The sequence below is a fragment of the Marinilabilia salmonicolor JCM 21150 genome (assembly GCF_000259075.1).
Taxonomy (GTDB): Bacteria; Bacteroidota; Bacteroidia; order Bacteroidales; family Marinilabiliaceae; genus Marinilabilia; species Marinilabilia salmonicolor.
Genome location: NZ_AJKI01000010.1, coordinates 65,025 through 82,062 on the forward strand (window position 1 = coordinate 65,025; position 17,038 = coordinate 82,062).

General features: G+C 40.8%; 8 protein-coding genes. 1 reads left to right on the forward strand and 7 read right to left on the reverse strand.

The features are described from left to right. Positions 1 to 72: 72 nt before the first annotated feature. From W7W_RS0106510 to W7W_RS0106535, 6 genes are all read right to left on the reverse strand, one after another. Positions 73 to 2,421 (reverse strand): GH92 family glycosyl hydrolase, encoded by a 2,349-nt coding sequence (locus W7W_RS0106510; RefSeq protein ID WP_010663003.1) that lies wholly within the window; start codon positions 2,419 to 2,421, stop codon positions 73 to 75. Between the two features lie 95 nt (positions 2,422 to 2,516). Then, on the reverse strand, positions 2,517 to 3,710 hold the full coding sequence (locus W7W_RS0106515) for a glycoside hydrolase family 76 protein (RefSeq protein ID WP_010663004.1): 1,194 nt from the start codon (positions 3,708 to 3,710) through the stop codon (positions 2,517 to 2,519). 57 nt (positions 3,711 to 3,767) lie between these two features. Then, entirely contained in the window at positions 3,768 to 4,976 is a 1,209-nt protein-coding gene (locus tag W7W_RS0106520; protein ID WP_010663005.1) for a glycoside hydrolase family 76 protein, read from the reverse strand. A gap of 291 nt (positions 4,977 to 5,267) precedes the next feature. Then, the gene (locus W7W_RS0106525) at positions 5,268 to 6,410 is read right to left on the reverse strand and encodes a SusE domain-containing protein (protein WP_010663006.1); all 1,143 of its coding nucleotides are present in this window, start codon (positions 6,408 to 6,410) and stop codon (positions 5,268 to 5,270) included. An 18-nt stretch (positions 6,411 to 6,428) separates the two neighbouring features. Beyond that, the gene (locus tag W7W_RS0106530) at positions 6,429 to 8,033 is read right to left on the reverse strand and encodes a RagB/SusD family nutrient uptake outer membrane protein (protein WP_010663007.1); all 1,605 of its coding nucleotides are present in this window, start codon (positions 8,031 to 8,033) and stop codon (positions 6,429 to 6,431) included. A gap of 103 nt (positions 8,034 to 8,136) precedes the next feature. Then, positions 8,137 to 11,109, reverse strand: a complete 2,973-nt coding sequence (locus W7W_RS0106535; RefSeq protein WP_010663008.1) for a SusC/RagA family TonB-linked outer membrane protein — start codon at positions 11,107 to 11,109, stop codon at positions 8,137 to 8,139. A 382-nt stretch (positions 11,110 to 11,491) separates the two neighbouring features. Between W7W_RS0106535 and W7W_RS0106540 the strand changes: the two genes are divergently transcribed. Further along, complete coding sequence (locus W7W_RS0106540) at positions 11,492 to 12,217, forward strand: GntR family transcriptional regulator (RefSeq protein WP_010663009.1); 726 nt, start codon at positions 11,492 to 11,494, stop codon at positions 12,215 to 12,217. Between the two features lie 1,124 nt (positions 12,218 to 13,341). On the opposite strand, the gene W7W_RS0106560 is transcribed toward W7W_RS0106540, so the two are convergent. Further along, a complete protein-coding gene (locus W7W_RS0106560) occupies positions 13,342 to 16,929 on the reverse strand; it encodes a family 43 glycosylhydrolase (RefSeq protein WP_010663010.1) in 3,588 nt (1,195 codons plus the stop codon). Between the last annotated feature and the right edge of the window lie 109 nt (positions 16,930 to 17,038).

Sequence of the window (17,038 nt, forward strand, 5' to 3'; positions counted from 1 at the left end):
TAAATAAAATATACCAGTTAACAGATCTTCATCATTAACTCCTTCACCTTCTTTATAAGACAACGTTTAGTTTTATTCTCCGTTGAGTTGAACATTTGGATTCCGACCCATTTCCAGAGTCAGTTCACCACCATTCACAACTTTCTCAAATGGAATAGCGACATTATCCTGTTCTTCTCCATTGACAAAAACCTTCTGTATATAAGGGGTATCATGAGAGTTCCCTTTTGAAGTTATCACAAAGCGATCCCCCTTATAATACTCCTTATTTAAATCAATGGTGATTTTATCGAAGAGCGGGCTTCCAATCCGGAATTCAGGATTAATTTCAGAAAGCCCCTTCACATCAAACAGACCGATAGAAGACATTACATACCATGCCCCAAGCTGTCCCTGGTCTTCATCCTGGCCAAAACCATAACCATGCATTGGCTCAACCCCGTAAAACTCATTACATATTGTTCTTACCCACTTTTGTGAAAGATAAGGTTTACCCGAGTAATTAAACAACCATGAGATATGAAGATTCGGCTGATTTCCATGATTATACAACGCCGTAAGACCGGAAAAAGCATCAACTTCAGTTCCTCCACCAAAAATATTATCTCTGGATTGGATAAAAATAGAGTCCAATCGGGTATTGAAGGTTTCTTCACCCATATACCCTACCAATTCTTCAATATCATGGGGAACATAAAACGTATATTGAACGGCATTACCTTCCTGAAAACCGATCCAGGGTGCCAAAGGATCAAACTCCTCAATAAATTCCCCCTCCATATTCCGAGGACGAATCAATTTCTTATCCGCATCATACAACTTTTCCCAGCCCTTTGACAGCCTCATAAGCTTTTCATAATCGTCGCTCTTGTTAAGCTGTTTCGCAAACTGAGCCACAGCATAGCTGCTAAAAGAATACTCAAGGGTGTGCGAGGCGGCAAATCCGGATCCTTCCGTGGTGGTCATAAAAGGCAAATCTTCCGAATAAGGAACATATCCTTTATTAACAAACTGTTTAACATCCATTTTACCAGCCCCTTCAATCCTGTTCTCCCAGCCTATTTCGTTCTTCAAGGCTGCCTGGTAAGCGGTATGAACATCAAAATCTCTGATGCCACAGTTATAAGCAGAGGCAATGGCCAAACTCACAAAATTGGTTCCCACCCCGGAAACATATTTGCTGTTCGCAATTCCATCGCTAAGCCAACCGGTCTCTTTATAGACCAATAATTGACTCTGAATCCAGTCGGCATAGTATTCAGGATAGGCCATGGCCCACAATTGTGTCAGATTCCAGAATCCGCCCCAAATGGCATCTGTATTGTAATGATTGTGAAGCAATTCTCCGTTTTCACCTTTCTCAATAACACCTACTTCCCCATTATTCATTGGATAAGAACCATCCACATCATTGGCAAGGCCTCGTCCAAGAAGAGCATGAAATAATCCGGTATAAAACTTAACCTTGTCCTCTTCAGCACCTCCTTCAACCTTAATACGACCCATATAATCGTTCCAGGTATTGAGCGCCGAAGACTTCACGTCATCAAAGTCTTTATCTCCGGCTTCGCTATAAAAATTCTCCTTAGCATTGTCCACTGAAGTATAAGAAAGACCTATTTTCAGATTAACCTCCTCATCCTCTGCAGTAGTATAATTCAATACAGCACAAGCTCCTTTTCCTTTTATTTCACTATTGTCCGAAACTTCACCATTTCTAAAAAAAGTATTAACAGATTCCGCAGGTTTATCTACTTTGGCATAAAAATACATTTTAACCTCAGCATCCGGTTGATACTTTTTCACATACTCAGGCTTGGTTATCACATATCCTTCAAGAGTATTTTCATCTGATATTTTTATATACGCATCACGGGCTTCTCCACTTTCGCCCAATCGGTTACCGATGTCAAAAATAACTTTGGACTCCTGAGACGCAGGAAATGTAAATCTTTGAAAACCGACTCGTTTGGTGGCGGTCAACTCAACATTTACATCATAGTCTTTCAACAGTACAGAATAATACCCTGCTGTAGCATACTCGTCTTTCTTATCGAACCGGGATCTGTATCCCTCATCGGGATTATCCAAAAGCCCGGGACTTGTTTTCAACTCTCCAACCATCGGTTGAACCATAACACCTCCAACCTGAAACTCATGAAAGCAGGCAAATCCCTCTATCGAATTGTGTCTTCCGTCATATCCTACTGCTTCCCAGCCCTGCTCATTCCCATAACTTCCGTCGGTAGAAGGCCCCAACTTGGCCATTCCAAAAGGGACAGCACCTGGCGTATAAAAGAACCAACGGCTGTGAACTGTGCCAATTCCCGGATCCACATAATCAGTTAATTTTTCGGTGGAACAAGCACCAAATTGCAGTCCCATTGCTATCACCAAAAAAAGTAAATTTTTTTTTCTCATTTTTTATTCTTTTTACAATCAATATTACCTTACATAATTCCCCTGGTCATGAAGCCCTTATAGGTCGGACGTCAGAATTTCAGTCTGAAAAATCATTAATCTTCATACGAATCATCAACTCCCTTTCTAATGAGTGCTATTCGGGCAAAAAGCTCTACCATACAGGCTTCATCAAGCAACCATTTGGGCTGTCCCTTCTCTCCACTACGACCTGTCCAGTCATGAAAGAAAAGCCCATCAGAATCAATCGCATTATCAAGGGCATAATCTGCCGCATTCATGATCGCATGGATGTATTTTGAATTGTTATCCACTTCAAATAATTCATGATAACCCCTGAACAAAACAACCACAAACCACGGTAAATCCTCAATATATGGAACTCCTTGCTCTGTGTAATGTACATAGTAATTATAGCTCCCTTCAGCCAGTGATTGAGCATCATCCAAAAAGTCCTTCTCACCGGTAATTTTATACAAACGAACAGCCGACTGAATCATCACCCCAGTATTGTAAGTATAAGCATGTTTCTGCACAACTCCAGGCTCTTTTTCACTCGTCAAAAGAGAATTCCACATAATATTTAAGGAATCGTCCCTCAGCTGATCCATCATCCAATTATAGGAAGCCAATCCGTAATCAAGATACGCACTCTCAGAAGCTGCCTGGAACAGTTTTAATGCCAACACGGTCGCCTTTCCGTTAGAGCATGCAGGCTTTTGGTCTCTGACACCCTCCAACCACGAAATACCTCCTCCATAATCTTCGGACCATCCACTCCTAATAAACTCCATTACCTCTTTGGCTTTTATCAAATAATCCGAATTACCGGTCACTTCAAAAGCATCAATATAATCGATCCCCACCAACCCATTGTCATCATAATACCTGTCTGCATGATTGAGAGCAGTCGGATAGGCCTGATAGCCGGCTGGCCGACGAGAAGCATCATAATATTGATCCACAGCATACACCATAGAATCCAGATATGGCAAATAATGAACTGAATCCAGTTCCATTAGTACATTTGTCGCAGAAAACACTCCACTCATAGGCCAAAGAAATGCAACCTCCTGAGCACTCTTTACAGAATCCTGAAAATAAAACATCTCAGGTTTATGATCCTGTGGGAAATATTCGAAAAAGAGACCATACTCCGGCATACGATATTTATTCCAGACTTTCAGGAACAAGTCATTTGCAGTATCTTCATAATCCTTCTTATTGCTCCGAACACATCCGGAACCTAACAATCCCGCTATTACAAATGCCCAAACCCAAAATCTCATATTTTTTTTATTCCCAACGGATAGCATCGTCATATCAAAAACTAATAAACTTTTCCATTAAAATTCTTCTTCATAAAACAGGGAAAGCGCTCCGTAAGATTCCACAACAGAAGCCTGCATCAACAAAGAGTAATATCTCTTTGGGTCTTCACCTGTCCAGTCTTCATAGAAGAATCCTTCTGAAGTCCGTGCATGCTCATACCCGTAATCGATAAAATTCAGATAACTGTCGATGTAACCGCCGGCAGCATTGTAATATGGTGCCAGGTCGATATAGGCGTCCAGCAACTTGGTATTGAACCAGGGATCATGATCGGGATATGATATGGCCATTCCATTTCTGGGTTTCACGTAATAATCATAAGCTCCCTGTGCGGCAGCAATAGCTTCATCAAGATACTCTTGTTCTCCGGTGATCTTAAACAATTCAACTCCCACCTGAATCATTACACCTGAGTTATACGTCCAACGCGTATGGTTAATATTCCCATCAGCTGTAATACTATTGGCATAAGTATGATTCCCCGAATCATAAAAAGTTGTTCGAACCCATTCGTACAAGCGCTTTGATGTAGAAAGCAATTCAGCCTTTTGGCTGTAACCATCAGCAAGAGTGTAAAACTTAAGGAAAAACAAAGCAGGATAACCATTGGAACTAATTCCTTTGTCAGAGTCCGATCCCGGGTTATATAGCTGATCTTCATTCCACCAGATTCCTCCACCCAACTCTTCATCTTCACCCCCCATAATAAATGGGATAATCTTTTCTGCCCTTTCCAGATATTTTTCATCAGCGGTGATTTCATAAGCTTCCAATAAACTTAAACCCACTATAGCATTATCATCATAAAAACGTGTCCCCTGGCCTGTAGTGCCGTTGGTAGACGAAGAGTAAGCTCCAAGATTATTGCCATACATTCCCTCACTAAAATACTTTTCATAATTATCTACTATCAGAGGATAATCTATCTCATATCCAACCTCAGCCAGCATTGCTGATCCGTCCACATAGCCTACGTAAGGCCATAAATAAGACAACTCAGGATCATCACTCCTGGAAGGATAACTTTCATTCATTAAACCTCCCGGGGTAGCTGAATAATATTGATTAATCAAATCAAATATTTCCTTACCTTTTTCATGACTGAGAATCTCTTCTTCCTCAGGTTCATCAGGAGATTTCTCCGGTGGGACATACTCTTCTTCCTGACTTCCGCAGGCAATCAGAAAAAGAAAAATCAATAGGGAAAACAACTTTACTCTCATTCCAATATTTTTTTAAACCTTCAAAAAGCGCACAGTTACAACAAACATCGAATCAACATAAGTCTGTTATGATCAAACTTGTCGCATTTATCAAATGGTCATATAATTTTTAATATGAAATCCTTCTCAATATTCCGTTAATTATTCCCAAACAACTGGCAATCAAAGACAAGAGCAACAAATCCTTTGTGTCACTCCGCCTAGTCGTTGAAGCATTTTTTCAACAGTTTGATTGTACAAACGATGAAGCACATGACAGCTCCAAAAGAGCTGCCATGCACCTGCTACATGCTAATTTAAAGGAACAATATCAGAAAACTGATGTGCCATAATGCCTTCAATATTTGTATCTATTGTAATTGTAGCAGAGGTATAATCCAAATCACCGCTCATCTTCCATAAATGATCCCATTGGCTCCATGCAAATTCACCAATCTCATAAAATGACAGAGGTTCACCGCCTGTAGGTCTTTCAGGACTAATACCGTCATTACGTCCCCAACATAAATCGTTGCCATCAACATTTGCGATAAAATAATATCGCTCTTCTGTCCAACCCAGCCATGACGGCGGATTTGTCTCCGGTCTGGATTGATCAATAAAGACAATGTCACAGTTCTCGGCCTGGAAGACACCATTGCCGATATACTCAAGACTGCCAATAACATCATATGTTGCTCCCCAAATAGCTCTGACGTCCGAAATCACCTCAGTACGAACACTCAGAGAATTAAAGTCAACAGTGATTCGGTAAGGATCAGCATTTGCATCAACACCAAAACCACCTGTCCCCTCGGCCAATTTCCCATCAGATCCTGCATAATAAGTGAAAGAATCTCCGGAGGTGGCACTGGTAAAGAAGACTTCTCCTGAAACGGGCACTTCGGTATATATTACAAACACTCCATCCTCTGCCTTCCTGAATGGCAATCCCCCGTTGCCATCGTTCTCCGTAGCATTTCCATACAGGAACAACTGCTCAGGAAAATTATCAATCCCCTCGGGACGTGTAATACTAATCTCCTTCACCATATCGCTTTTCTGAACAACACCTCCTTTTGAAGTCAATACAGTCCATATCAGTTTCCCTGTGCTTTCAGGAACGATTCCTGACCTGCGCGCAAGAGTATTCAGCTGAGTATGAGTTAATGACAATTGTGCTTTTGCACCCAAATCGCTTAAGAGCGTATCCAGAGGAGCGGAAAAATCTCCCCCTTCTTCATCAAACAAAACCTGGTAAATAACGGTAGAACCGTCCTCGGCTCCACCTCCTGTCCATGATAGTTCAATCATTTCTCCGGATGAAAGGTCAATATTCACTGATTCCGGCGAATAAAGATCTGTTGGAGCATTGAAATCAGTATTTAAACTGAAATCATCCTCACATGCCCATATAGCTGTTAAGAACAGCCCAAATATCAATAACTTTTTCATAGCAAATACTTATTTAGTTTACCAGTTAGGATTTTGGCTCAGATTAGAATTCAAGTCTCTCTCTGTCTGCGGAACAGGCCACAAATAATGCTTCGAAGCATCAAAAGACCTTTCTTCAATAGCAACATGTCCGTCTTCCATGCCCTGAACACCTTCTACTTCCATTCCGTAAACCCATCCATTCAAAACATCTTCAGCAATTCCCCAACGTATAATATCTTTATGTCTCAATCCTTCAAACGCAAGTTCTGTCCTTCTTTCATTTCTGACTATAAATCTCAATTCATCGGTAGAACCACCCGGAAAACCGAGAGCTGCTGCATCACTAAACCCGGCTCTTTCTCGCAACGGACGAATGGTCAAATTCCAACCCTGTTCATCCATGCCACTGGTTTCCACAAGGGCTTCAGCATGCATCAATAATACATCGGCATAACGGATCAGAATAATATTTAATCCGGACATAAGATTGGCCCGATAGTTTTTATCCCAGTATTTTTTCAAATAATAACCTGTCGCGGTAACATCAGAGCTGGCTCCAAAGGCATCCTGACCACTGCCCGGCTCGGTATAAACAAAATGGTCACTCCCATCAGCCAATGGATAACTATTTCCATCATATACAACCGTTGCTTTTAGCCTGGGATCCCTGTTTTCGTACGGATTCTCAGGATCAAAACTTGCTGCCGGAGCTTCTTCAATGTTATAACCATCCAACGTCAAATAACTGTCAACCAACGACTGAACCGGTGAAAGCTGCGAGTATCCGCCCAGAGAAGGAGGAAGGAAATGATACTGATCACTATGCTCCCTGCTTGACTGAAGGTATTGCAAGTCGAGTATTACTTCTGAATTGTTTTCATTTTCAAGAGAAAATAATGATTCATAATCCTCAAATAAAGCAAAAGGACCATCATTAATAATATCTCCTGTTACATCCAATAATTCGGGATATTTACCTTCAAAAAGCAGAATCCTGGCTTTTAAGGCCATAGCAGCCCAATGAGTGATGCGACCAACATCGTCTCCGCTATAAGAAGACGGCAGGTATTCATTGTTAATTATTTCATCAAGGTCATTCAGCAATTCTTCAACAATAACCTCTTTCTCCGTTCTGGAAACCGACTGAGACTGGTCTATTGAAATAACATCGGTAGCATAGGATACATTTCCGAATTTCGAATAAAGCTCAAAGTAATGGTAAGCTCTGATAACCTTTGCTTCTGCAGAGTATCTATTGGAAAGTTCCTCGCTCAACTCAGGAACCTGATCAATGTTATTCAACAACAGATTACAGGCCCTGATACCGGAATACCTATCAGACCATTCATTCTGTACATACTCATTTGCCGTAGAATACGATCCGTTACCGATACTTTGATTGAATGCATTAGGGACTTTGGTATAACCATTGTCTGTCATTGCATCAGAATAAAACACCTTTGCTGCACTCGAAAGTGTAGGATAACAGGCATTTATTGCATACAAACCCGCTTCAGGCTTTTGCCAGAAAGTCTGGTCGGTTTCTCTGTCATATGGCTCCAATTCTAATTCAACACAGGATACTGCGGAAAAAGAAATTAAAACAGCCAATAATTTGAATATATTAAATTGTGTCTTCATTAGTCTATTTTTTAAATTTCAAGGTCTAATGGAACGGGCATTCCAATATTTATCAACTTCTCAGCAATATTCGTTGTCATGCTCATTTCGCATCGGTCTTTTCTTAGAAATTAAGATTCAACCCCATTGAATAAGTCCTTGCTACCGGATATATACGTCCGCTACCATCTGCCGTTTCAGGATCCCAACCGCCAATCATATCGGTAATGGTAAGGGCATTCTGCACACTCACATAAAACCGGAAATTATCAACACCAATCCATTTTATCATATTGTTGCGAAAAGTATATCCCAACTGAGCATTCTTTAAACGAAGGTAGGAAGCATCCTGAATCCAGAAATCGGATTTGGCTGCATTATTGGCAGACTCAGAACCAACTGTTAAACGAGGATAGGTGGCATCTGTATTCCCCGGAGTCCATCTATCCATATGAAAATCAAAAGCCGGTCCTTCATTGTTGTTGTGAAAAGCTTCTACAGACTCCCCTCTCATCCAAACACTCCTTTGACCAACCCCCTGCCAAAACATGGAAAAGTCAAAATCTTTCCACTTCAGGGAGTAATTAAAACCATAGGTAAATCTCGGGAAAGAGTTCCCTAACACAAACCGGTCATCATCTTCCTTCACAAGATCATCTCCATCTTTATCCAGGTACCTGATGTCACCAGGCTTAGGTGTTACACCGTCCAAGTGAGGTCCTTCTGCAACTTCTGCTTCGTTTTGGAAGAAGCCGTCCCAACGATAGGCATAATAGGAGTTAATGGGATACCCCTCTTTAATAATGGTATTCACATCAAGTCCATAAATCCACTCCGTACCTTTGGTATCTACCACCTCATTTCTTGAATCAGAAATATTTGCACTTATAGTATGCTGGAAATTATCGGTCCTGTGATTATATGTTGCAGAGAGCTCCCAACCGTAATTCTTGACCTTTCCTGCGTTTTGTATAGGGGCTCCGCCACCATAAGTGCCGGGAACAGGAAGCTCAACAAGAATATCTCTGGTCATGTTATGAAAATAATCAAAAGTCAGATTCAGCGAATTTCTGAAAAGACCTATATCGACACCCACATTAAACATTCTGGTTGTTTCCCATGTCAAATCTCTGTTGGACGCAGAAAACCCGGCCACATTCACCATCTGGCTTCCAAAATTGTATCCGTTGGTAACAGACACAGATGACTGATACCTGTAATCTCCAATTCGGTTGTTTCCGACAAGGCCCCAGGAACTTCTCAGTTTCAGAGAACTCAGATAATTCTCAACAGGCGCAAAAAACGGTTCTTCAGAAACCCTCCAGGCCCCCGACATTGAAGGAAACAAAGAAGACCGATTATCCTCCGAAAATTTTGAAGAATAATCTTCTCTCAGGTTAAATTCTAAAAGATACTTCTCTCTGAAATTATACTCCAAACGACCAAACAGTGAGTATATTGACCAATCACTGGCCCAACCTTCGTTTTGCGTATTCTCAGTTTGAGAACCTGCCATAATATCATATTGCGCCTCGTCGGTAATACGATAAGTGGCGAAACTATTGTCAATGCCTCCTTCATAAGAATAACCGGCCATGGCGTTAAAAGTATGATCATCAATTACTTTTTCATATTTTAAAATTACATTGGAAGTCAGGTTTTGAACCCTTCCAAAATTCTCCGTCATCCGATTTTCCTGATCACCGGAGTTTTCCAATGCTTTTCTGTTTTCATGCATTCTGTTATTATACAACTGCCCGCCAATCATTCCGCTCAGGTTCAGACCGTCCAATATTTCCCAATCAGCGTTAAAAACCCCGGATAGATCTCCGTTGGAATTTTGGCGATACCCTCCCTGCTCTAATCGTTGTAAAGCATTACTATTACTCCCGCTTGAGTAGGTATAATCCCCGTTTTCATCCACAATCGGATAAATTGATGGCATACGTGTTGCCTGCTCAATAATCCACTCGGTCCAATATGCATGATCCTTTATTTCATTTCTGGCGTAAGCAACTTTTGCTCCTATTTTAAATTTATCTGTTACCTGATGTTCCAGGTTAAGACGCACATTATACCTTTTCATTCCATAAGAGGGTCCTTCAAAAAGACTGGCCTGATCAAAAAAACCAAAGGAAGTTAAGAATGTGGTCTTCTCATTGCCTCCGCTAAACGATAAATTATGTGATTGTTGAGGGGCTGCAGACTTGTAAATTTCTTCCATCCAGTTTACATTAGGTCCGGCACCACTACGATAATACTCTATCTGCTCAGGAGTAAATGCAATCGTTCTTCCTGAATTAACAAGAGCTTCATTTCTTAATTCCGCATATTCCCAGGAATCAACAATATTGGGAAGAAAAGTTGCCTCCTGAATTCCGTAATTAAAATTGTAATTAACCTTTGTCTCCCCCTCTGATCCCTGTTTGGTAGTAATTAACACAACACCATTAGAAGCTCTGGATCCATAAATTGCTGTAGAGGATGCATCCTTCAGAACCGAGATACTTTGAATATCGGACTGATTCACATTTTGAATATCCCCGATAATACCATCGATAATAACCAACGGATCATTGTTGTTTAACGTATTCAACCCACGGATATTAATGGAAGGCCTATTGCCCGGCTGAGAATTGGACTGCTGGATAATTAACCCGGGAGTGGTTCCCTGAAGAGCTTCCACGGCATTGGCCACCGGTTTTCCTTCCAGCGATTCGGGAGTAACTGAGGAAACAGCTCCCGTAAGATTCACTTTCTTTTTTGAACCGTAACCAACAACCACTACCTCATCCAGGCCTAAAGTGGACTCCTTCATTACAACATTCACAATTGCCTGCCCGGCAATCGGAATTCTTTGATTTTCCATCCCTATAAATGAAAAAACCAAAACTCCGTCCGAATCTGGTACCTCTAAGGAATAATTACCATTCATATCGGTAATGGTTCCTTCACTTGTTCCTTCAATTAATACATTGACACCCGGAATGGGGTCATTCCCGGCATCTGTGACTTTACCACTTACCTGCAATTGCTGTGAAAAGCCCAACACAGGTAATGATAAAAGAATCAGAAATAGAATTAAATACTTTTTCATACGTTCAATTTATTTGGTTTGCAATCTGGAAAACGACATTTGTTTGAACATTGAACCATTTTTTCAGCACAAATGTATATACATTTACACTTTATACAAATATTTTAAGCTCTTTTTAACACTTACGGGTGTTATTAAGAATATTTCCAAACTAATGGGACCTCAATATTCTCACTCCAAATTCATCAGGACTAAATCTTTAACCAATTTTCACAAAATTAATACTCTAAATTCTTGAGCTCATCTGCTTTTTTTTAGAAACATCAACCCTTCTGTCTTTACTATCAATATATTGGAAGATTCTCATCCATTTTTGAAAATAATTCATAAATTCTGAAAACATTTGCTATATTTGTATGGACATATAATCAAATAACAAAAAATGATCACAATAGATAAGAAGTCTGGAGTTCCCTTACATGAACAGATTGAAAAGAAATTAAGAGAACTAATTGCTCGACCCGAATACATGAAGGACGGGAAAATGCTTCCTACTGAAACCGAACTTTCCAAAAAACTTGAAGTTTCCAGAACGACCATCCGCCAGGCCATTACAAGCCTGGTTAATGACGGATTACTAATCCGCCGAAAAGGATCCGGAACTAAAGTATCAACTAACGGAATTGAAGGCGTGGGACGCAAATGGAAAAGTTTCTCTCAGGAAATGAAATCCCTGGGAATAAACATTAAAAATTTTGAACTTCATCTACTTTGGGAAGTACCTCCTAAAAATGTAGCTGCCTTTTTTAAAATTGACTCAACCACTCCTGTGTTAACCCTTCAAAGATTAAGAGGAAGTCATTCAGGCCCTTTTGTTTTTTTCATTTCATATTTCAATCCAAAGTTGTGTTTAACTGGAAACGAAAACTTCAACCGACCACTTTATGATGTATTACAGGAGGAATGTGGATGTATCGTTTCAACATCACATGAAAAAATATCCGCGGTAAATGCAGATAATTTGCTTTCTAAAAAACTTAAGGTTGATTTAAATACAGCTTTATTAAAAAGGGTAAGAGAGGTTTATGATATCAACAAAATGCCTATTGAATACAACATAGGTCTTTATAGATCAGACAAATTTACCTATTCTATTTCTTTTAGTTAACTATTTCCCTAACCAATTATCGATCAAGACCAAACGAATTTGCATTTACGCCAAAGACATCCAGAGAATCACCGGCAAAAGCGAAAAGACCGGTTACCGCATCCTGGACAACATCCGTAAGCAATTGGGAAAAAAGCCCCATCAATTCATAGCCATCAAAGAATTCGCCGACTTTGCCGGCTTTGAACAGGAAGAAGTAAAGCAGTACATCTACGACTGACCCATAAAATATAGCGTGTTTTACTGCCTTTTGATGCCCTTAAACAAAAACCCTGAACGCAACTCCTTCAAGGGGTGCAATCCAACACAAAAGCCATCAATTCATTCAAATTCCCCACCTCCATAAAGGCTCAAACAATTCCAACCATCTGTTAAAGCTTCATTTTCATAAAAATCATTCTCCATTGTTTCCATTTAAGCTCACAACAAACAAGAAAGCATCTCTCGATCCACCACAAAATCCACCAAATCAGCACAAACAAAATTGCATCTCAACTCTTAATTCCCTAACTTTGAGAATGACTTCAAAAGTCAAAAACGCTCAAACATCATCAAAACGAATGAGAACAAATTGGTGAACAGCTTAAAAACACAAAAGCGAACAACCTGATTTACAGCACCGATGAATGGAATACATGAATCCCGCCCGGATCACAACAAAAAACTGCAATTCTTAACTAGAAGAGTTGCGGTTTTTTTTGTAAGCTTCTGCATCAAAACCCTTTTATTGGCCAGGAAAAACAAAATTCCCCGAAAGCACAGCACATGCCTCCGGGGAATTACTGAGAAAAACTGAATGTTCAGGCCTGATTAGCACCTGAATCATTTCGTTTTAGGCTTTTAAATCATCAAAAAAACCTACTACTTCAAAATTAGTTAATCAGTCATAAGTCATGATTTGATTTGGGATATAATTCTTTCAAAATTAGATACAAAAACACTCACTATTATCTTTGAAAAGTTTCAGAAAGAACTCTTGCCAAGACTCAAAAAATATATCTGATTTTTAAACAAAAATATCTCTAAGCAAAAATAATCCTCACAACACTTCACAGTTATAACCAACGAGCCTGTATTAAACTACTGGCACAATAAAACCTGAACTTCCAAAGTCTCATCAACTATTAATAAAATTTCGACACCACAACCTTACCATATCCTTTTTCAGCATTGCCAATCACATAAACGCCTGTGACAAGACCTGAGACAGCATTCTTTCGTTTTACCCCTGAACGAAGTAATTTCCCGGTTACAGAATAGACATCCACCTTTTCATCAGGCAATAACTCTTCAAAAACGACCTCTTGTACCGAGGTATCATATTCATCCGAATTGGAAAGAAATACATCTTCAATAAGAATTGGACTTCCACCCAACGACCAGAATCCAACAATATATATGTGCGATGGATTCAACGGAATTAACTGGCCATCAACCTCTTTCTTCATGCGATTCAAATCAATAACCAGTTCTGTTTCATCCTGTACGTCATAGGTAAAAGGTGAAGACCAGTAACTGCTCTCATCGAAGATGCGAAATGAGGCATTTCCGCCTGGAATTTCCTTAAGTTTAACCACCAGAAATTTATATCCTGACAAATCCAGGCCGTTGTCGTACTGCCAACCACCAAAGCCATATTGTCCGGTAACAAGTTCACCGGTAGTTTCATCAAAGGTTCCCGTTTCCCAGATGGAAGGATTAAATCCTTCGTTGGTTAAAGGAAAAGTGCTTACTACCACAGTAAAACTGACACTTTGCTGATTTCCAAGCTTGTCCTGATAAGTGGCGGTAATATTGACTTCTCCATTTTTTTTGGCTACAACTTGTCCGTTCACTACGTCAGCAACCTCGGGATTGCTGTTAACAATAGATACTTCTGACGAAATATTTTCCGTATGCCCATCCTGGAAGAGGGCGGTAATTCTTAGTGTCCTGCTGGTTCCCAACACCAATTCCAACTCCTGGTCATCCATATACAGTTGGTCCAGCGTTAACTGTTCCTCTGTAAAACCTGTAAAACTATCGTCGTAAAACAAATCTTCGGCGAAGGTCGCCTCTGTAGTAAACCAATCCACATCCACAAAACCACCTGTGGTTTCAGTAGCATAGTTAAATATGGCGAACTTATTTCCTGTAAAAACCGACAGATCGAATGCCATATTCAACTCTTCTCCCATCGGGTGATATGTCTGATTGTCGGTACTGTAATAAAACTTTGCGATACCGGTACCGTAGTTAGCCACTGCTCTTAAATAAACCACCTCTTCAACCAATGTTTCAGTTCCGATCTGAGGTACGCCATCCAGTTCTGTCATTATTCGCTTCTCTCCATTAACAACCGTTACGCCGATAAAAGCATAGGGATCCTGAAAAACAGCCAAACCGGCCACATCACCTTCCTGCATATTTTTGACATCCATCTTGATGGTTCCATAAGAATCAACAGTCTCTGAGTGATAGCCAAAAATTCTTTGAGTCAGCGTATTTCGTGCATTTAGGAAACCATCTGTCACCCCGGCAGTTTCAAGACGAAGAAACCCGGGGCGGTCAAACAGTGACCATTTGCTGTCATCCGGATTGTGGTTCCATCCCCACTGCATACCAAGCTGATAATTTCTGAAGTTATCATTGGTAGGCAACACCGTCACAGGGTACGATTGCCCCACATCGGGCTTACGATAAGTCGTAACCCCCTGACCGTTTTCTCCAATTTCAGGCCAGTTATTCACCCAGGTTACGGGCTGTAAGTTGGGAAAGCGGCCATAAGGACCTTTATCATAAAACAAAACAGTCCACCACTCTCCTGTTTGGGTTTCAACCAGTGCCCCCTGATGAATATTGTCATCATCCAATAAAAGCTTCTCTTCATAATCCCCAAACAGATTTGCAGATCGAAATGCCACCTGTGAAGCGGGCCACCCTCCATAAGTAGCATAGATGTAATAAAACCCGTTAATCTTGTACATGTGACATCCCTCCAGTCCTGAATCCGGCCGTTCAATTACAGTCCGGTCTTCACCTATCGCTTCAAAATTCTCATCCAGCTTAGTAATCTTTATGGTATTGATGCCATGCACCACATAAATCGTCCCATCCTCTTCGAAGAAAAGCCCCGGGTCATAATAACTGCGGGATAGTTTTTGAAGGTTCCACTGCCCTGAAGGATCAGAAGTGGTCAGCAGATATCCACCTTCATCAAGTGTATTGAACATGATGTAGAAAGTACCATCATTATATCGCAAACTGGATGCCCATTGCCCGCGTGCATACCGGTCTTCTCCGTTGAGTAAATTATAAGGATCACCGGACTCTATCATTTCCAACGGATTGTTGCAATACTCCCAGTTTACAAGATCATAACTCTTTAGAAGAGTAGCACCCGGGAATATATGCATTGTGGTACTCACCATGTAGTAAACATCTCCCACGCGAATCACATCCGGGTCAGGGAAATCTGCGTGAATCAATGGATTTGTATAAGTTCCGTCTCCGTTATCACTTTGAGACTGATACTGAAATTCGGGACGGGGATGGTCCGTTTCTGCATATTCCTGATACCAGTGATATACAGGCCAGGGACAAGCTTCAGGATCATTCAGAAAAGTGTACGATTCTCCGTCTGCGGGCTCTTCTCCGGTAAAGTCTGCCAGGAAGTGAGGACTGGTAAATAACAACCAGCTTACATTTCCTGTTTCGTCCATAATTCTCTTAAAGTTGGCACCAAAACCTTCACCACCGGCTGTTCCTGTTATCCCTGTTCCCCACGAAACATCTTCATACTTCTCCGGTGCCCAATCCATTTCCGTAATCATAATTGGCGCAAAATCAGCAACCGGTTTTACATTGGCATCCCATTCTCCTTTAAAGACCTCATATCCATCAGCACTACCAAACCACCCGGGATAAATATGGACAGCATAACCTATATTCTCACCTTCGATGGGATTCACGGCATACCCTTTGTACTGGGCCTGATAGGCTGAACCCGGAATCCACAACACATTATGAAAACCGTTTTCCCTTATTTTGTCAACCACAGGCTGGAAAATTTCTTTTAACACATCAAAGTGCGCCTGTGTATTGTTCCCTATACTTCCATCGGCCAGGCGAATCCTGACCGGCTCATTGGCAAGCTCAAACATCACCTCCTCCATGGCAAGGATTTTTGGATGAGAAGAAACTATATCCCAAACGGTCATCAGATATTCGGCATAATTGTAGTCATCTTCAACACCTATCACTTCAGGACTCACCCCGGGAGGCCGTATCACCACATACAATCCTTTGGAGATGGCATATTCTGCCATCGGAATAAAAACTTCATCCAGATATTTACGAAAACGTGTTTCGCTAAAGCAATTCGGCAATTCGTGACCATCAGGGGTACATCCCGGCTCATTGGACCAATAGGGATCCATATGCAACCGCAGAAAGTTCATTTTCCAACCTGCATCCAAAATATCATCAATCAGTCCCTGATTGTAGGTCAGGCACCCTTCTACATCGTAGTTGTTCCAATATTGGCCCCGCTCATTGAACCAGGGGCTGTAGGTCTGGGCAAAACCGTGAAGGTTAACAGTATTTCCGTGAGTATCTTTGAGAAAGCGACCTTCCACTTGCAAACGGGGAGTTGGCATATCCGGCCAGGCAAGTATTGGCTCTACAAATACAATTATTAAGAAAACAGATAAAAAAAACAGACGGATTTTCATAGAATTGGTAGATTTTTTGTTACAATTCAAATCTACCCCAGATTACGGCAAAATATTTTTATTTTCAGATATATGATTTTAAAGATGAGATAATCCGATAAGGCAGAAG

What these genes read in the sequence shown, in the direction of transcription:
- W7W_RS0106520 (WP_010663005.1), bottom strand. Translation starts at nt 4,976, where the DNA reads ATGAGAGTAAAGTTGTTTTCCCTATTGATTTTTCTTTTTCTGATTGCC.
- W7W_RS0106515 (WP_010663004.1), bottom strand. Translation starts at nt 3,710, where the DNA reads ATGAGATTTTGGGTTTGGGCATTTGTAATAGCGGGATTGTTAGGTTCC.
- W7W_RS0106525 (WP_010663006.1), bottom strand. Translation starts at nt 6,410, where the DNA reads ATGAAAAAGTTATTGATATTTGGGCTGTTCTTAACAGCTATATGGGCA.
- W7W_RS0106530 (WP_010663007.1), bottom strand. Translation starts at nt 8,033, where the DNA reads ATGAAGACACAATTTAATATATTCAAATTATTGGCTGTTTTAATTTCT.
- W7W_RS0106560 (WP_010663010.1), bottom strand. Translation starts at nt 16,929, where the DNA reads ATGAAAATCCGTCTGTTTTTTTTATCTGTTTTCTTAATAATTGTATTT.
- W7W_RS0106510 (WP_010663003.1), bottom strand. Translation starts at nt 2,421, where the DNA reads ATGAGAAAAAAAAATTTACTTTTTTTGGTGATAGCAATGGGACTGCAA.
- W7W_RS0106535 (WP_010663008.1), bottom strand. Translation starts at nt 11,109, where the DNA reads ATGAAAAAGTATTTAATTCTATTTCTGATTCTTTTATCATTACCTGTG.
- W7W_RS0106540 (WP_010663009.1), top strand. Translation starts at nt 11,492, where the DNA reads ATGATCACAATAGATAAGAAGTCTGGAGTTCCCTTACATGAACAGATT.